General features: G+C 52.4%; 13 protein-coding genes. 9 read left to right on the forward strand and 4 right to left on the reverse strand.

Annotation, left to right across the window (positions count from 1 at the left end; translation table 11 throughout):
- Nucleotides 1-3: 3 nt before the first annotated feature.
- The 6 genes from RSX24_RS22920 to RSX24_RS22945 all read left to right on the forward strand — a co-directional run bounded on the left by RSX24_RS22920 (nt 4) and on the right by RSX24_RS22945 (nt 11,187).
- On the forward strand, nt 4-1,653 hold the full coding sequence (locus RSX24_RS22920) for a type 2 periplasmic-binding domain-containing protein (protein WP_343261868.1): 1,650 nt from the start codon (nt 4-6) through the stop codon (nt 1,651-1,653).
- 173 nt (nt 1,654-1,826) lie between these two features.
- Complete coding sequence (locus tag RSX24_RS22925) at nt 1,827-3,593, forward strand: sensor histidine kinase (protein WP_343261869.1); 1,767 nt, start codon at nt 1,827-1,829, stop codon at nt 3,591-3,593.
- Nucleotides 3,572-4,870, forward strand: a complete 1,299-nt coding sequence (locus tag RSX24_RS22930; RefSeq protein ID WP_343261870.1) for an ABC transporter substrate-binding protein — start codon at nt 3,572-3,574, stop codon at nt 4,868-4,870. Before RSX24_RS22925 ends, RSX24_RS22930 begins: the two co-directional genes overlap by 22 nt.
- Nucleotides 4,871-5,327: 457 nt before the next feature.
- Nucleotides 5,328-6,344, forward strand: coding sequence for a LacI family DNA-binding transcriptional regulator (locus tag RSX24_RS22935; protein ID WP_236413112.1), 1,017 nt, complete (start codon nt 5,328-5,330; stop codon nt 6,342-6,344).
- 332 nt (nt 6,345-6,676) lie between these two features.
- The gene (locus RSX24_RS22940; protein WP_343261871.1) at nt 6,677-10,066 is read left to right on the forward strand and encodes a GH36-type glycosyl hydrolase domain-containing protein; all 3,390 of its coding nucleotides are present in this window, start codon (nt 6,677-6,679) and stop codon (nt 10,064-10,066) included.
- Nucleotides 10,067-10,200: 134 nt separating this feature from the next.
- Nucleotides 10,201-11,187 carry a GNAT family N-acetyltransferase gene (locus RSX24_RS22945; RefSeq protein WP_343261872.1) on the forward strand — a complete coding sequence of 329 codons (987 nt, stop codon included), beginning with the start codon at nt 10,201-10,203 and terminating at the stop codon, nt 11,185-11,187.
- A 61-nt stretch (nt 11,188-11,248) separates the two neighbouring features.
- Here RSX24_RS22945 and RSX24_RS22950 read toward each other — a convergent pair whose 3' ends face one another.
- The gene (locus RSX24_RS22950) at nt 11,249-12,451 is read right to left on the reverse strand and encodes a MerR family transcriptional regulator (protein WP_343261873.1); all 1,203 of its coding nucleotides are present in this window, start codon (nt 12,449-12,451) and stop codon (nt 11,249-11,251) included.
- A gap of 156 nt (nt 12,452-12,607) precedes the next feature.
- Here RSX24_RS22950 and RSX24_RS22955 point away from each other — a divergent pair, with 156 nt between their 5' ends.
- Complete coding sequence (locus tag RSX24_RS22955) at nt 12,608-13,105, forward strand: GNAT family N-acetyltransferase (protein WP_343261874.1); 498 nt, start codon at nt 12,608-12,610, stop codon at nt 13,103-13,105.
- A 74-nt stretch (nt 13,106-13,179) separates the two neighbouring features.
- Nucleotides 13,180-13,971 (forward strand): SDR family oxidoreductase, encoded by a 792-nt coding sequence (locus tag RSX24_RS22960; RefSeq protein ID WP_236413102.1) that lies wholly within the window; start codon nt 13,180-13,182, stop codon nt 13,969-13,971.
- Between the two features lie 435 nt (nt 13,972-14,406).
- Here RSX24_RS22960 and RSX24_RS22965 read toward each other — a convergent pair whose 3' ends face one another.
- Nucleotides 14,407-14,958 carry a GNAT family N-acetyltransferase gene (locus tag RSX24_RS22965; protein ID WP_236413100.1) on the reverse strand — a complete coding sequence of 184 codons (552 nt, stop codon included), beginning with the start codon at nt 14,956-14,958 and terminating at the stop codon, nt 14,407-14,409.
- 33 nt (nt 14,959-14,991) lie between these two features.
- On the reverse strand, nt 14,992-15,255 hold the full coding sequence (locus tag RSX24_RS22970) for a DUF2164 domain-containing protein (protein ID WP_343261898.1): 264 nt from the start codon (nt 15,253-15,255) through the stop codon (nt 14,992-14,994).
- A gap of 393 nt (nt 15,256-15,648) precedes the next feature.
- Here RSX24_RS22970 and RSX24_RS22975 point away from each other — a divergent pair, with 393 nt between their 5' ends.
- Nucleotides 15,649-17,340: a glutamine--tRNA ligase/YqeY domain fusion protein gene (locus RSX24_RS22975; protein WP_339275006.1), complete on the forward strand. Its 1,692-nt coding sequence runs from the start codon at nt 15,649-15,651 to the stop codon at nt 17,338-17,340.
- A gap of 160 nt (nt 17,341-17,500) precedes the next feature.
- Here the strand turns inward: RSX24_RS22975 and RSX24_RS22980 are convergent, their stop codons facing one another.
- A complete protein-coding gene (locus RSX24_RS22980; RefSeq protein ID WP_343261875.1) occupies nt 17,501-17,863 on the reverse strand; it encodes a hypothetical protein in 363 nt (120 codons plus the stop codon).
- Nucleotides 17,864-17,991 lie beyond the last annotated feature (128 nt).

Consider the following 17,991-nt stretch of genomic DNA (forward strand, 5'->3'; position numbering starts at 1 on the left):
AACGTGAAAAAAAGAATGGGGTCCATCCTGCTGTCTTCCCTGCTGACGATGACACTGCTGGCAGGCTGTTCGGGAGGTGCGGAAGAGGAAACTGCCAAGTCTGCGGAGAGCACGGAGCCTAAGGCCGAGGCACTGACCGAAATTCCGCTGCCGATTACAAGCGAGCCGTTCACCATTGATTACTGGCGGGCAAATGATGCCAAGCTGACGGCTTCCCTCGGCAATTTCGGTGAAATTGCCGCTTACAAAAAGAAGGAGGAGCTGACCGGCATCAAGGTCAATTTCACGCATCCGCCGCTCGGACAGCAGCGCGACCAATTCAATTTGCTGATTTCCACCAAGGAGCTGCCTGACGTCATCTATTACAACTGGGCCGATGCCGTGGGCGGGCCGGAAAAGATGATCAAAGACGGGCGTATCATTCGACTGAACGAACTGATCGACCAGTACGCTCCAAACCTGAAGCGGATTATCGAATCCGACCCGGACGTCAAGAAACAGATTGCGCTCGACGACGGAACGATTTACATGTTCCCGCTGCTCAAGCTGGACGCGCTCAAGCTGAATGCCACCTCCGGTCTGATCATTCGTCAGGATTGGTTGGATAAGCTGAATCTGAAAGCGCCTACAACCATCGACGAGTGGCATACGGTGCTCAAAGCGTTCAAGGAGCAGGACCCGAACGGCAACGGTAAGGCGGATGAACTCCCGTTCACCGGCAACTGGGGTCCCGGCAACCTGACGAAGCTGCACGATTTCGCTCCAGGCTTCGGCGTGATCGGCGGTTTTCAGATGAATGGCGACAAGGTTGAATTCGGACCGATCCAGCCCGGATACCGTGATTTCCTGGAAACGATGGCTCAGTGGTACAAGGAAGGGCTGGTCGACCCCGAAATCATGACCAATGACGGCAAAGCATTTGACTACAAAGTCACCAACAATCTGGCAGGAGCCTATCAAGGCGGTGTGTTCAGCGGCATGGGCAAATATTTCAACCTGATGCGGGATACCAATCCGGATTTCAATGTAACCGGCGTAACTTCGCCGATATCGCCTGACGGAACGCCTTATGCCGCTTTTAATATGGAAACCAAAGTGTTGAGTTACGGCGAAGCCATCACTTCCTCTGCCGATGAGGACAAATTGAAATATATCGTGCAGTGGATGGATTACAATTACAGTGAGGAAGGCAGCGATCTGTTCAACTTCGGAATCGAGAACGAGAGTTACGTAAAGGATGGAGACGGTGTGAAATTCACCGAAACCATTACGAACAATCCCCAAGGGCTGACGTATGACCAGGCATTGGCTGCTTATGCGTTGTCCATCATGGACGGCCCGATCAACCAGGACAGCCGTTATTTGGACGCTTTGCTCTTCGATGATGGACAGCGAGCCGCCAACGAGGCATGGATGAAATCCAGCTCGGCACTCACGCTGCCCCCGATTCGCCTGTCGACGGAAGAAGCGAGCACAAGCACATCCATCATGAGCCAGGTCAACACGTATTTGAATGAAACGATGACGGCCATCATCAGTGGGCAGAAACCGATCACCGAATTCGACGCCATGGTGGAAACGATCAAAAGCATGGGCATCGATCGGGCCATCGAGGTGCATCAGGCTGCTTACGACCGTTATCAAGCCAAATAACTGTCTTGCATATTAGATGGCGATCGCAGGCGATATGCGGGAAACGGCTTCATCGGATGGGCAATATGCATTCATGGTCATACTTTGGCCGATCTTGTCCCAATTCGACAGAAAGTCTCCCCTCCATGTGATATAAGTAGTGTTAACACGTGGTGCAAAGGAGCGCACTTGCCATGACAGCCTACCGCAGATTAAGCATCAAAATGAAAATGTTTCTCATGATTATGCTCATGATGGCCCTGGTCATCACGCTGGCGTTCACTTCCCTGTATTACACGTACTCCGTTTACGACCGACAGCTGTATGACAAATCATCGAGGCTGCTGAACCTTTCATCCTCCACGGTGGATGTGGAGCTTAAAAAACTGGAGGCACTGTCCCTCGATATCATTTCGGATAACGTCATTCAGAAGGCGCTCAAATCACTGCTGCAGGACGAGACGGATTACTCAAGCTTCATCGAACGCAAGAAGATGACGGATCGGCTCTGGGAGCACATTAGCGGGACTGCACGATACGTGCAGTCCGTTCATCTGATTGATGCGCAAGGCATGGTGAACAAATATGGCGAGACGCTGACCGTGCCGCAGGAAAAATACGATCGAATGATTCAGGCCGCCGAACGGGCAGATGGCGCGGTGCGCTGGTTGTACCCCGATGACGACGATCCGATGCTGGTCCTGGTACGCCAAGTTCGGGCTTATGAACCCATGACGTTGGAGCCGGTCGGTATTCTGTTTCTGCGTATCCATATCGAACGGCTCGTCGAGGACTATGCCGGGATCGACAGCGAGGACAGCGACATCGTACTGAAGGCGGGAGACGAAGTCGTGTACCCCTACCGCAAGCTTCCAGAGTCAGTATCCTCCGGTTTGAAACCGCTTCCCGGAAGCGGTGGATATGAGATCAAAAATTTGAACGGAAAGGCTGTGTTCCTGGCCCAGAAGAAATCGGGACATACAGGCTGGAGCTATTACAACATGGTTTCTTACGAAGACGTGTTCCAGAGCGTCATCTGGCTGAAAAACGCGCTCGTCGTCGTGTATCTCATTGCCATCGTGTTTATGCTGGGACTGGGAATGGCGTTTGCACGCAGCCTCACCAAGCCGATCCGGCAGTTGACTTTGCAAATGAAGGAAGTGCAGCACGGTGACCTTGGAAGCATGGATGCCAGCATCTCCATGCCGGCTTCCCAACAGATGGATGAGCTGGGGCTGCTGCAGCGCACCTATCGGCTAATGATCACGCGCATCAATACGCTGATTAAAGAAAATTATGCGAGCCGGTTGGTCATTAAGGAAACCGAGTTCAAGGCGCTGCAGGCCCAGATCAACCCCCACTTTTTGTACAACGCGCTCGATTCGGTGCACTGGCTGGCCAAAAAAAACCGGCAGGAGCAAATATCCCGCATGGTGCTATCGCTGGGGTACCTGCTGCGCGCGTCCATCAGCTTCAAAAAAAACGTCATCACGCTGGCCGAAGAATTAGAAATCGTCAATCACTACATCACGATTCAGAAATATCGTTTTCAGCAGCGGCTCGATTTCCGATTGGACGTACCCGCTGCGTACCTTGGGTGCTCCATACCCAAGATGACACTGCAGCCGCTGATTGAAAATGCGATTCAATACGGATTGGAGCCCCAAGTCGGGCCATGTCTGATCAGGGTGTGGTCTGAGGTGCAGGCTGAGAATCTCATGGTCATCGTTGAGGACCATGGTCCAGGCATGGCCCCGGAATATGTGGAACGCGTGCTGCGCGGCGAAGTGGAAACGCGAGGCACCGGCATCGGGCTGCTGAATATCAGGGAGCGATTGCGTTTGTCTTTTGGGGAAGAGTACGATATTGCATTGGAGAGCAGGCCGGGATACGGAACCCGGGTTACGGTCATGCTGCCGCTGCCAAAGGAGGAAGAGCTGTGGGAAGATGGCTGCGAATGATCGGGATCATCGGCATGATGATCGCCCTTGCGGGATGTGTACCCCAGCTTGCCCATCGGCCCGGCATGATCGTGGAGGAAGAACCGGTTACGCTGCGCATAGCCTGGTGGGGCGGCGAATTTCGCAACGATGCGACCATTGCCGTTATCAAGCTGTATGAGGAGATGAACCCGCACGTACGCATCGAATACGAGTACAGCAGCTTCAACGAATATTGGAAAAGGATGGCCCCCCACGCAGCGGGCAATGCCTTGCCCGATATCATTCAGATGGACATTTCCTACTTGTCCCAGTACAGCTCGCTGCAGCTTTTGGAGGATTTGACGCCGTATATCGATAAAGGGCTAATCGACACGAAAGACATTGATCCTCAGCAGGTGCAAGGCGGAAGCATTGACGGCAAGGTCTATGGCCTTAGCCTCGGCGTCAATGCCATGTTAAGCATGTACGATCCGGAAGTCCTGAAGACGCAAGGGATCGAGGAGCCAACCGAGAAATGGACATGGGAAGATTTTGAACGGATGGGGGAAGAGCTGATCGGCAAAGACGTCTACGTGGGCACCTATTTCACCCCGGAACAGTTCTTTGCGTATTATCTGAGGCAGCATGGCTACAAGTTATATGACGAGGACGGCAAACGGCTCGGGTACGAGGATGATGCGTTGTTCGTCGACTACTTCGGCCGGATGCAGCGCTTGGCGAAGAGCAAGCTGATTTTTGCGCCAGACATTTGGACCTCGGACATCGGCAAGCCGGATAGTGATCCGTTCTACAGAGGCGAGGCGTTATTCAGCTGGGGATATTCGAATCAGTACATCAGCACCGTCCAGCGTTATGGCAAGCTTTTATCCATCGCGCCGATGCCGGGACCAGACAATGACAAAGGATTGTTTCTGAAGCCGGGCATGTTTTTCTCCATCGCGGGCAATTCCAGGCACAAGGAGGAGGCTGCACGATTCATCAGCTTTTTCGTCAATGATTTGGAAGCCAATATGCTGCTCAAGGGAGAGCGGGGCGTGCCCGTATCTTCCACTGTGAAAGAGCAGATGAAGCAGCTGGTTGAGCCTGAATTGGCGCGGGTATTCGAGTATATCGATTGGGTGGAAAACAACAGCAGTCCCATCGATCCTCCCGACCCTGTAGAGACGCCGGAAGTGACCCTGGTGCTGCGCGATTTATATGACCAGCTTTTATTTGGCCGGATTACGCCGGAAGAGGCGGCACAGCAATTTCGGGAACAGGCCGACGCCATTTTGGGCGGGGGGACCATTCCTTAACGCAATACCAAAAGAAGGAGGGGTTCCGGGCTGCCCTTCCTTTGCGTAATTATGGGGTGTATGACGACGAAAACGAGTCAGCGGGCATACTTAATTCTGCGAAAATGGATAAAATGGTTGAAATCGCTGTCAACTCCGTCTATAATGATAGTGTCGAAACGTTTCAATGCATGGTTTTATAAGCTGTTTTTTTAAAGCAACATGGGCGTTGTTCCATCTTCTTCATTTTTTGAAGTTGTTTTGATGAACGAGCACCCACGTAGATGGGTGTGTATACTGGAATTCAAGCCGGCGCAAGCAGGTCCATTTTTTTTGGAAACACCTCGAAACGTTTCGAATCAAATGAGGGAAATCAATATCATGTTTTTGTATAGAATTAAGTGGTTGTTATAACCATTTACAGTATAAAATGTAGTTAAAATGAGATTTTGTTCTTGTAAGAAGGGGCGAACGTGGAATGGCAACGATTAAGGATGTGGCCAAGCTGGCAGGTGTGGCATTATCGACGGCATCCTATGCATTGAACGGGGACAGCAAGGTGAGTGCCAAGACCAGGGCTAAAGTGCTCGAGGCGGCACGGGAACTGAATTACCGCAAAAACGGCTTTGCCATGGACCTGAAGCGGAGCCGGACCAATACGATTGCGCTGATCCTGACCGACTTGTCGGGTCCGTATTATTCCGAACTGATCCGCAGTGTGCAGGACGTGGCGTTGGCTAACGGATACGATCTGATCGCGTGCAGCTCCATGGGGGGCCGCGATTCGACGGCCGTGCGGTTTTTGCGTGAGAAGAGGGTGGATGGAGCCATCGTTTTGGCGCATAACATCCATGACGATATTTTGGTGGAGTCGGCCGGGGAGCGTTTTCCGATTATCGTGATGGACCGCCATTTGTCCGGAGACCATCTGGTCAATGTACTTGTGGACGGGGAGCAGGGCGGATATTTGGCTACGCGTCATCTGATCCAAGGCGGCCACCGAACGATTGCTTATATCAGCGGGCCGTCCAATTCGTACGATAACGCTTTGAGATATCAAGGTTATATCCGGGCGATGCAGGAGGCTGGCCTGGAAGAGCGCTCGAAATGGCGCCTGAGCGGGAATTTCGTACGCGAGGGCGGGTATAGCGCCACCAAGATGATGATCATGCAAAAGGATCTTCCGTCGGCTGTGTTTTACGGGAATGACGAGATGGCGATCGGCGGATTGAAAGCGCTGGAGGAGAGCGGCATTCGGGTGCCGGAAGATATCTCGGTGATCGGCTTCGACGATATTCAGCTGTCGGAGTACGTGCACCCGCCGCTAACGACGGTACGCCAGCCCAAGCACGAAGCCGGATCGCTCGCAGGGCATTTGCTGTTCCAGATGTTGAATGGCGAAGCGGTCAATCCCTCTTATACGCTGACGATCGATATGGTGGAGCGCCGCTCTGTTCGTGCTGTGCAAGCCGAATCGGGTGTATCGCCTGCGTAGCTGCTGCCTGCAGGCCCACCCCATAATGGGCCTGGAAGGCAGCGCGTAAAGAGGTGTCAGTGGCTGAGTGCTGGAGCAGCTGAGTGTATATATGTATGCTGTCCCAATCATTGGACAGCGCTTGGCAAGCTTGGCCAAATGGCCCATGGAGTGAGGCATAACTTCCGGTTCATGGGAAACGGCCTCATGACAATGCATAGGTAATATAGGTTCATCGATGGAAGTTTGCCTGCTCAGGTAAATTTCCAGAGGGACCTCTATTGTTTTCCAATAAAATCGAAACGTTTCGATTCATCGTTCTTTGTAGTACATTTCATTAAGGAGTGAGCCAATTGACAACGAAAACACATGAATCCATCCGTCTGAAGGCCGGGGACCTGACTTTTACTTTCATGAACAGCGGCGACCTGTACCAGGCTTCTTTGGGCAGCACGATGCTGAATCAACTGCTCGGCAATCCGCTCGACGGTTCTTTGAACAATCTGTACTTGCGGGTGTATGAAGGAGAATCCATTAGCGCGTATCCGCTGCTGGGCGTTCATTCCGGCAGCAAGCTGTCCCATGGTGGGGAAGCTGGCGATCAACTGATCTGGGAAGGCAGCGTACAGCCGGAAGGGGTCGGGCAAGCGATCGGTTATCGGGTCGTATTTACGGTAACCCCGCAAGGCGTGTGGTTCTGGGACGTGACGCTGAATGGACAACATGACGGCGTGGACGTCGTTTACGGGCAGGATATCGGTTTGGCCGATCCGGGAGCCGTGCGCAGCAATGAAGCGTATCTGTCGCAGTATATCGATCATGCGGTATTCGAGGATGGAGCCAAAGGATTCGTCGTATGCTCCCGTCAAAACCAGCCGCAAGGCGGTGCATTCCCGTACATGCAGCAAGGCTCGCTCACGAGGGCGGTTGGATACTCCACGGACGGCTTTCAGTTCTTCGGATTGTCCTATAAGGAAACGAATGAACCGGAAAGCTTGAAGCATGCCAAATTGGCCAATGAAACGTATCAATATGAGTTTGCTTACACGGCCCTGCAATCCGAACTGCTGAAGCTGGACGGCGAAGCACGAGTGGTATTTTACGGATTGGCCAAACCGGATCATGCTGCTGCCATCACTGCATTGGAATATGGAGAAGAGATCGAAGCTGCTTGGGAATCCGTGCAAAACCGCAGCCTGAAAAGCGGCGAAACGTTGGAGCAAGTGAAGCGCTCCTCCATGATCGGCGAACCTCTGGCTGCGCTCGACATGTCCGAAGAAGAGGTGCAAGCCTTGTTCCCGCAGCGCCATCAGGAAGAGCGCGGCGAGGGCAAGCTGCTGTCCTTCTTTACGGAGAACTATGAGCATGTTGTGCTGAAAGCGAAGGAATTGCTGGTGGAGCGTCCGCACGGTCATATTCTGATGAGCGGGCGCAACGTGAAGCTCGGAACGCCGGTCATTACGACGACTTCGTATATGTACGGCATTTTCAATTCCCAACTGGTCATCGGCAACACCAATTTCAACAAAATGATGAGCAATGCGCGGAACGCGTTGAACGTGCCAAAAACGGCAGGACAGCGCATCTACGTGGAAATGGACGGGAAATACCGCCTGCTGACGATGCCATCCCTGTTCGAAATCGGCTTCAACTACGTGCGCTGGATGTACAAAACCGCATCCGATATGATCGTGGTGACGAACTATACCACAACTGCTGCAACAGAAGTGCGCCTCAACGTAAGTTCTGCCAGCGGCAAGGCATACCGTTACCTGGTGACCAACCAGATCACGATGAACGTAAACGAGTACGAATATCCGCTGCATATGGTGCAGGAAGGCCAAGTGCTCGTGTTTAAGGCCGATCCGAAAGCGATCAGTTCCTCGGCGTATCCAGGGTTGCAATACCGGTTATCCGTGGAAGGTGCATCCATTGCCGCAGGGGACGAGACCTTACTGGCGAGCGGCGTAGGAAGCGGAAGCGCGTCTCTCGTCGTGTTAAGCCTGGATAGCTCCAGCGAATGGACGATGACGATTGAAGGCGTTTTGGAGCAGGGCGCGAACGGCACAGCCGAGGCGAAGGCGCTGTCCTTTGAGGAAGAAGTGCAGGCATACCGCGAATTTTTCGCAGGGGTGATGAACGGGTTCCGCCTGTTCCGCGGAGAAGGACAAAGCGCGGAGGATCTCTTTAAAGTCAACGCACTGGCTTGGTGGTATACCCACAACATGCTTGTTCACTACTCCGTACCTCACGGACTGGAGCAATACGGCGGTGCCGCATGGGGAACGCGCGACGTATGTCAGGGACCGGTGGAATATTTCATGGCTACCCAGAAATACGAGCAAGTCCGGGACATCATCAAAATGGTGTACACGCATCAATACGAAGACGACGGCAGCTGGCCGCAATGGTTCATGTTCGACAACTATTATGCGATCCAGCAGGAAGAGAGCCATGGCGACATTATCGTTTGGCCATTGAAAGTGCTGGCAGACTATCTGACGTCGACCCGCGATTATGCGATTTTGGACGAGAAGGTTCCTTATACGGTTAAACATGAGTTTGGATTTACGGACGAAACGTTCACGGTGCTGGAGCATGCGAAAAAAGAGATCGAGTACATTCGTACCCATTTCCTGCACGACACGTTCCTGTCCTCGTACGGCGACGGCGACTGGGACGATACACTCCAGCCGGCCAATGCACAGCTGAAGCAATACATGGTCAGCAGCTGGACCGTAGCCTTGACGTACCAAGCGATGAAGGTGCTGTCCGGGGCGCTGCAACAGAAAGACGCGGCCTTTGCCGAAGAGCTGGGCGCTTTGGCCGAAGGCATTCGCGGCGACTTCAACCGCTATATGCTCGGCACGGACGTGATTCCTGGCTTCGTATACATGGAGCACGCCGACCAACCGAAATTGATGCTGCATCCAACCGACGAAGAAACAGGCATTCAGTACCGCCTGCTGCCGATGACGCGCAGCATGATCGGCGAACTGTTGACGCCGGAGCAAGCCGAAGCGCACTATGCTTTGATTCGCGAGCAGTTCCTGTGCCCGGACGGCGTTCGCCTGATGAACCGCCCGGCACAGTATGCCGGCGGCGTTAGCTCGCATTTCAAACGTGCGGAGCAGGCGTCCAACTTCGGACGGGAAATCGGCCTGCAGTACGTGCATGCCCACATCCGTTACGTGGAAGCGATGGCGAAGCTGGGCAAAACCGATCAAGTGTGGAACGGCCTTGCGATCATCAACCCGGTCGGCATCGGCGAAGTGGTGCCGAACGCGGAGATTCGCCAAGCGAATGCGTACTTCAGCAGCTCGGACGGCAAGTTCAACACGCGTTACGAGGCGCAGGAGCATTTCGAACAGCTCCGCACGGGAGCCGTTCCGGTCAAAGGCGGATGGAGAATCTACTCCAGCGGCCCGGGGATCTACATGAACCAGCTGATCTCCAATGCGCTGGGCATTCGGCAGGACGGCGGCGATCTCGTAATCGACCCGGTGCTTCCTCCCGAATTGGACGGCATGCAGTTCGAATTCGAGTACGCCGGTACCCCCGTAACCTTTGTGTACCACCTGAACGGCAGCACGGGTGTGCAGCGCGTAGCCGTAAACGGCAAAGACGTATCCGGTGAGCAAACGAATAACCGTTACCGTCAGGGCGGCCTCTGCATTTCGCTGGACAAGTTCAGACAGGCAAGCAGCAGCACTGAGCGTGCAGTTGTTGATATCTACATGTAAAGTTAACAAAATGGCGAATGCCTTGGTTCCGCAATCTGTGGGACTAAGGCATTTTTTCGTAGTTTTGTAGATTGAAAGACATAAGAACTGAATTCATTTGAAAGAGAAGATGTGTTGTGAAATTATGTATTTAAATGTATGATTTTGTATCATCAAGAATCTGGACTTGGTATCGATTTTCCCAATACTTATGTCCCGTTGGTAAGTGTTCTTGGGGCAGGGAGGTGGATGGCATGAATGGAAGGTTGGGGTTGGACCAATTAGCGCGGATCTCCAAATTCATTGCCGAATTGAATGTGCAAAAGAGACACCATATCGGTTACGTAGGTGATCAGGAAGACGAAATCCTTAAAACCCTTCATGAGGAATTTAATGGGGAAGGAAGGTGGGAGCGTTATTTCACGCAGGTATTGGAAAATGATCGAATCATCGGAGTGCTGGGGCTGAACATCGATGAAGAAACCGGGAATGCGGAGATGTGGGGGCCCTATATTGACGGTACTGATCAAGATTACATAACCGTTGCTGCTGATTTGTGGAACCGTGGCATCGCTAAAGTTGGGAATGTGGTTAGGGAATACCATGGATTCTACAATAAGGAGAATGTTCGAGGTCACGAGTTTATGGAATATCTACAGGCCCAAAGAATGAGCGGGCACCTGATCATGAAAATGAAAAAGCCTGAAGGCTCCTGGAGCTTGGATCACGCTGTTCAGAAGATTTCTCCTGAGTGGCATGAAGACTTTATTCGTTTGCATGCCAGAACGTTTCCGAATACGTATTATAATGCGGAAAATGTGCTGCAGCTTGCGAATAAAGAGCATAACAGATTATATGTTGCCATCGACGAAGGGAATTTTGCAGGGTATTGTTATACTGAAGCTGAGCCGGATTTCCAGGAAGGCAACATTGAGTATATAGCCGTAGATGAAAAGTACCGAGGGAAGGGAATCGGAAAAAATTTGCTTTTTGCCGCGCTCAATGACCTGTTTTTCAAAGATTCGATCCATGAGGTATCTATCTGTGTGGATGAATTCAATGCAGCTGCGGCGGGGTTATACCGATGTGCCGGCTTTTATACAGATAATGTGCTGCAATACTATAAAGTGACGATTGGATAGCCAAAAGACGAGTGGTAAAAGGATTGATCCTCCTATGGGCATAAGGAGAATCAATCTTTTTTTATCGCAAAGGTACGGCGAGCAAGGTGTGCAGCAGGTCATTATGCCGAAACGCCTTCGTAACGTAGCCGTGCTGTTCCAGCCAGCGGCACAGCTCGTCCAGCAAAGGGAAATGGCGCTCCCTTACGGCGCGGAGCATCGCTTCATCGCCTGCTGCTTCCGCCGCACGGACGTATCGCTCACGGTATGCCGCGTCGACATACATGAGATCGGTCAGACCGATGCGTCCCCGTGCGGTGAGGACACGCTGCATCTCTTGCAGCGCCAGCTGCTGCTGATCCGGACTCAGGTGATGGAAGGCAAAGCTGGAGACAAGGAAATCGAAGGACTGGTCGCCGAAGGGCAGCGCCAGAAAATTGCCCAGTCTCACCTGCATCTCCGGATATTTGGTGCGGCAGGCGCGAAGCATTTCCCGGGACTGGTCGATGCCAGTTATGATGGCACCGCGTTCCAGCAGCTTTCCGGCCAGATTGCCCGTGCCTGTGCCGATATCCAGGCCCCTTTCGCCCTGAGCCGGGCTGATCCAGTTAGCCGTTTGTTCCAGCGCCTCGTTATAGTTGTCATAGAGAGAAAAGGAGGAATCTTCCCCGGCATCGGCGTGCCCGATGCTTCCGTTTACCTCTTCCGGAATGCATCCGCAGGCAGATCCGTCCTCCGCTTCCGAGGCAGCCGAAGCAGATGTTTGATGCTCTGTATTCGATGGGAGCTGCTCCTCTGTGGTTCTTCTGCCTGCGCTACGGACACGCTGGTCATGAATGGCGGCTTGTTTGTCGTAATTCCAGCGGTCGTGCCAGTTCTGCCGCGCTTCCCTCAGGCGGCGCGCACTTTGAGCCAGATCATGGAGATGGCTGACGTTCAGAGGCCCGTCCGAGCGGTTGATATCGATCATGCGCTGGGTCGTATCCAGCATGCGTTTCAATTCGACCCACTGGGCATACATAACGGCTTGCTGCAGCTCCAGGTATTCCTCAAGCTTCTGCGGGTTGCCGCGATCGATTTCGGCCAGTGCCTGGGCGATGTCTTGAATGGACATGCCGATCTCGCGCAGGGCGGATATGGTTTGTAAACGCCAAATATCGTTCTCCGTATAGATGCGGTAACCGTTCTCCGGTTGTTTGGCAGGCCGAAGGAGTCCTTTTTCCTCATAGAAACGAATGGCCCTGGCCGAAATGCCAAGCCGGTCGGCAGCTTCCTTAATATTCATCGCCCTTACCTCCTGCTGTGATCTCCGTTGAGCCTAAGTATAAACGATTACGTTACGTCAAGGTTAAGAGTTAAGGAAGGGATTTTAGCTGCAGGTCTGAGCTATGCTACAATACATGGACAAGGGAAGAATGAATGCAGGAAAGGTTGAAAAAACATGCTCACACAGGACACATACCATATACGTCTATCCGAAATGAAAGATGCGGACCAGCTGATGGAACTGGATACGCTCGTATGGACGGACCAGACCTCACCTGCGCCGATGCAATGGCGCTCCCGCCAGCAGTATTTGCAGCACTGCCCTCCAGGCAGCCAGTTGGTGGCAACCATGGGGGATCGGGTATGCGGGCTGGTAGGGTTTCGGCCTGCCACGGGAATGCACAGCAACAGCCATGTCTATGAAATTCATATTGCCGTGCATCCCGAATACCGCCGAAATGGCATTGCAACGTCATTGATGGATGCCATGAAACGGCATGCGTCGGAGCAAGGAATCCGAAAATTGCGCTTGCGGGTGTTGTCGAGCAACGCGGGGGCGGTAGCTTTCTATGAACGGTGCGGATTCAAAACGGAAGGCCGCTTGGTGGCGGAATTTTATATTCACGGCCAATATGTGGACGATATTTTGATGGGCTTTTTTGTGGAAGGATAGAATGCATCCGTGAACTCTCCTCAGCGATTGATGCTTTGAATGTAACGGTATACCACACTTAGGAGGCATGAACGATGGATATGGGACTGCGGGGAAAAAAGGCGCTTGTGCTTGCATCCAGTCAGGGACTGGGCAAGGCGGTGGCGAAGCAGTTGGCTGCGGAAGGCGCCGACGTGATGCTTGCCAGCCGCAATGAGGATAAGCTGAAGGCCGTGCAGCAGGAACTGCTGGGGCTGGGCGGTGGCGGGCGAGTCGAGTACTGCGTGACCGATGTTACCCGCAAACAAGATATCGATGCCCTTATGAGCAAAACCGGGGATTGGTCCGGCGGCAGAATCGACATTTTGGTCAACAATTCGGGCGGGCCGCCCTCCGGCACTTTCGAGTCGTTGACGGATGAAGACTGGGAGCGCGCGTTTGAACTGAACGTGCTCAGCTACGTACGTCTTATCCGGGGAGCGCTGCCTTTGATGAAGCAGCATGGCGGACATATCGCGAATATCGCGTCATCATCGATCAAACAGCCGATTTCCGGCCTTATTTTATCCAATACGTTCCGTACCGGGGTGTTCGGCATGGCCAAGACGTTATCCCAGGAGCTTGGGCCTTACGGCATTTTGATCAATACGATTGCTCCAGGTCGGATCGGGACGGACCGTATTCGCGAATTGGATGCCGCGCGTGCTGAACAGTCTGGGATCACACAGGAGGAAGTGGCGGAGCAGTTCCTGACCGAAATTCCGCTAGGCCGTTACGGCGAACCCGAGGAGTTTGCAAAGGCTGTGCTGTTTCTGGTGTCCGGGGCAAACACCTACATTACCGGGGCATCGCTGGTGGTGGATGGCGGTATGATGCGGGCGCTGTAACGCTGCGTTCGAATAACGATTGGGGACGTAAGCGCAAAGAGGATGCTTCAGAGTAGAAGTTCGAGAATTGAGTGAATCTGAGTGCTTTATTTGATCGGAAATGCGTTCTCGCAGAAGCAAACGGACCACAGACACACTATTTCTGGTGAAATGGCGTGTTTATGGTCCGTTTGCGTCCATGGCTTTGTTCCCTGCCCAGCACGGCTCTGCGGGCGAGCACCGTCAACAAGGGCGATTACGCGCTAAGATGGATGGGCAGCTCGACCGGCTGGAAGCGACCTTGTTTTACAGTAAAAACGTGATCTCAAACGTTAAAGAAGCCCCTCGCCTGGAATGGGCATTCCCAAGAGGCGAGGGGCACTCAAAGCCCGTGCTGGCAAAAGCGGCGATGATATTTCGCATGCAAGGCCGATGAAGCCGAAATTATGTAGTCCTTTAACGCAAAAGCTCCCATTCATGCTGCAGCATGCCGTATACGGCATGGTTGACGTAACCTTTGATCGGCAGCTTCTCCGCTTGGCGAATCACGCCTTCAAGCACGAATCCAAGCCGCTCAGGGATGGCCCGGCTGCGTTTGTTGTTGGTGGCGCAGCGGATTTCGACGCGGTTCAGATCGAGCGTTACGAGCGCGTAATCCACGAGGACGCGGCAGGCGCTTGTCATCAGGCCCTGGCCCTCGAAGCCTTTGCCAAGCCAGTAGCCGATGCTGACGGAACGATGGGTCCAGTTGATTTCATGAAATCCGATGACGCCGGCCAGCTCTCCTTTTTGCCAGACGCCGGCGGTGAATCCGCCGTTCTCTGCGCCCTGTTTTAACGCATTGCTTATGAAATGGGTCGTGTGATCGAGCTCCGTAACCTGGTCAACCCAAGGGAGCCAATGTCTCAGTTGGTCACGGGAGCGGTCCGTCAGCTCGAATAACGTTTTGGCATGCTCCAGGGCCAGGGGGCGAAGCTCCGTATATTCATCCAATGCATAGGTAAACATGAGTGCAACCTTCTTTCTTCGTAAAATGGGTGATCAGCGGGAACGCGGCGGTTTGCGCTCCAGGGCGAACAAGTCCTCTTCGATGGAAGCGATGCGCTGATTGACGGTCGTGCGGGCGTCGCTTAATGCCTGATTATATATGTAGGGTGCCAACTGGGTCATGAATAAGTCCAGCACGCCCCAAGCCGCCAGGTCGCCAAGCTCTTCCCCGCGTTCGTCCGCGAAATAGGTCTGTATGGACCGTATGGCTTCATCCTGCTGTTCTTTGGTCAGTTTTAGTGTGTTCAGAACGGGAATCCCTCCCCTGAATGATGATGTTTTCGCGCGTCAGAAAGGTCAAATTCCCCGTGAAATGCCCCTCTGATTTCGCGAGACATAATGGCTGAAAAACGCGCTCCGAATGTTCAGTGGCATGCGTTGGTCTGCGTTTTTCCTAATATCATGCTACATGATTCGCGGGAACCAGTCAAAATGGTTTTAGGCCTATCTTCCAGTGCGCAAAATCCCAATTTGGTGCCGTTATTTATTGAACTCGTTCCGCGTTAAAGGTATATTTAAATGAAAGCAGTACGAAACTTTTCCAAAGAAAAGAAAACGCACGGAATTTGGCTTCGTACCATGAAGGAAATACTGCGGGAATGGTTGCCGTTCCTGAATGCTTCAATCCATACACACGAAAGGTTGATACCGATGGAGAACCGTACTACCCCTCCCAATTTTATCAAAAATATCATTGCCGAAGACCTCCGGTCCGGAAAAGTCCAGGAAGTGGTTACCCGCTTTCCGCCGGAGCCTAACGGATATCTGCATATCGGCCATGCCAAGGCCATTTGGATCAACTTTACGCTGGGTGCCGAATTCGGCGGCAAAACGAACCTGCGTTTCGATGATACGAACCCGGTCAAGGAAGACGTGGAATACGTAAACTCCATCCAAGAGGACGTGAAATGGCTTGGATACGAGTGGAACGAGAAACGTTACGCTTCCGATTATTTCGACGAGATGTACAAGCGTGCCGTATTGCTGATCCAAAAAGGGAAAGCATACGTCGACGATCAAACGGCCGAGGAGATCCGCGAAATGCGCGGTACGCTGACCGAGCCGGGCAAAAACAGCCCTTATCGCGATCGCAGCGTGGAAGAGAACTTGGATCTGTTCACGCGCATGCGGGCAGGCGAATTCCAGAACGGCGAAAAGGTGCTTCGCGCCAAAATCGACATGGCATCGCCGAACATCAACTTGCGTGATCCGGTGATCTACCGGATTTCTCATGCCCATCACCATAATACGGGCGACCAATGGTGCATCTACCCGATGTATGCGTTCGCGCATCCGATTGAAGATGCCATCGAAGGCGTAACGCATTCTCTCTGCTCCCTGGAGTTCGAGGATCAACGCCCATTCTATGACTGGGTTATTGCCGAATGCGAGATGGAAAGCCAGCCGCATCAGTACGAATTCGGTCGGCTGAACCTTTCCCAAATGGTGACGAGCAAACGCAAGCTGAAGCTGCTCGTGGACGAAGGCCACGTCGACGGATGGGACGATCCGCGCATGCCGACGATCTCCGGATTGCGCCGTCGCGGATATACGCCGGAAGCGATTCGCGATTTTGTGTTCGAGACGGGCATCTCCAAAAGCCAAGGCGTCATCGATCTGCAAACGCTGGAGCATTTCGTCCGTGAAGACCTGAAGCTGAAAGCTCCGCGTACGATGGCTGTTCTGCAGCCGCTGAAAGTGGTCATCACCAACTATCCGGAAGGCCAAGTCGAGTGGCTTGAAGCGGAAAACAACGTGGAGAACCCGGAAATGGGCAGCCGCCAAATTCCGTTCTCCCGCGAGATTTACATCGAGCAGGACGACTTCATGGAAGATCCGCCAAACAAATATTTCCGTCTGTTCCCTGGCAACGAAGTGCGCTTGAAGCATGCCTACTTCATCAAATGCAACGACGTGATCAAAGATGCGGAAGGTAACGTGACCGAGATTCATTGCACTTACGATCCGGAAACGAAGAGCGGCAGCGGGTTCACCGGCCGTAAAGTGAAGGGAACGATCCATTGGGTGGAAGCAACGCAAGCCGTCCCTGCCGAGTTCCGTTTGTATGAGCCGCTGATCGCAGCCGAATCCGCCGAAGAAGAGGAAGCGTCAGAACTGGAAGGGCAGCCGGAAAAAACGTTCCTGGATCAATTGAACCCGAATTCGCTTGAAGTGGTTCACGGGTTCGTGGAGCAGGAAATGCAGGAAGCAAAAGCATATGACAAATTCCAATTTTTCCGTCACGGCTATTTCAGCGTCGATCCGAAATATTCGGTACCGGGCCGTCCCGTGTTCAACCGGGTAGTTTCGCTGAAAAGCTCGTTCCAGCTCCCGAAAGCATAACAATTAGCCTGAAAAATAAAAAGGCGCCTGTACCGTTACTTTCTGGTACAGGCGCCTTTATGTGCATATATTGATTAATCCAAAGAGGTTTGTAACTTCGATTGGCATAGAATCGTCATTGGACATGAACTGTGAAGGTGGTATATTGTTTCACAGGTCTTTACCTATTTTTTATTTTATACTTATTGTTATACGCGATCAGAAATTTTTCTGCTGAGTCCTCTACAGCAATCATATCTATACTTTTTTCGTTTTTGATTTTAAATAGTTTTGTGCCTACTTTGTATGTGTTAGAACTGATCATGTTCTTATCGTCAAAATCACTCTCATTGGTAGACGATACTTCGATCTCCCCTATTTGTTCAGCTAGTTCATCTTCTGAAATGTTTTCATTACTGGTAATATAAATTTCTTCCCGTAATTTTATCATTTTATCTGAAGCAAAGCTTCCTGAAGACGATGAACACCCCAACGAAAGTAAAACCAAAGAAATGATCGGCAACAATAGCAAAGTTCTTTTCATGATACCTCCACGGATAGACTAAGGCCCTAAATGGGGCTTAATCTTTTGTGTTAATTAATGGAAGTTGAAACTTCGTCAACAGTTACTATATAAGTTGAACCGATGATTTTTACACGGAGTCACTACGT

It is taken from the genome of Paenibacillus hubeiensis, from assembly GCF_032334105.1.
GTDB classification, from domain to species: Bacteria; Bacillota; Bacilli; order Paenibacillales; family Paenibacillaceae; genus Paenibacillus; species Paenibacillus hubeiensis.

Coding starts and splice junctions, on each gene's coding strand:
- RSX24_RS22925 (WP_343261869.1), top strand. CDS start 1,827: ATGACAGCCTACCGCAGATTAAGCATCAAAATGAAAATGTTTCTCATG.
- RSX24_RS22935 (WP_236413112.1), top strand. CDS start 5,328: ATGGCAACGATTAAGGATGTGGCCAAGCTGGCAGGTGTGGCATTATCG.
- RSX24_RS22945 (WP_343261872.1), top strand. CDS start 10,201: ATGTATGATTTTGTATCATCAAGAATCTGGACTTGGTATCGATTTTCC.
- RSX24_RS22950 (WP_343261873.1), bottom strand. CDS start 12,451: ATGAATATTAAGGAAGCTGCCGACCGGCTTGGCATTTCGGCCAGGGCC.
- RSX24_RS22955 (WP_343261874.1), top strand. CDS start 12,608: ATGCTCACACAGGACACATACCATATACGTCTATCCGAAATGAAAGAT.
- RSX24_RS22960 (WP_236413102.1), top strand. CDS start 13,180: ATGGATATGGGACTGCGGGGAAAAAAGGCGCTTGTGCTTGCATCCAGT.
- RSX24_RS22965 (WP_236413100.1), bottom strand. CDS start 14,958: ATGTTTACCTATGCATTGGATGAATATACGGAGCTTCGCCCCCTGGCC.
- RSX24_RS22975 (WP_339275006.1), top strand. CDS start 15,649: ATGGAGAACCGTACTACCCCTCCCAATTTTATCAAAAATATCATTGCC.
- RSX24_RS22980 (WP_343261875.1), bottom strand. CDS start 17,863: ATGAAAAGAACTTTGCTATTGTTGCCGATCATTTCTTTGGTTTTACTT.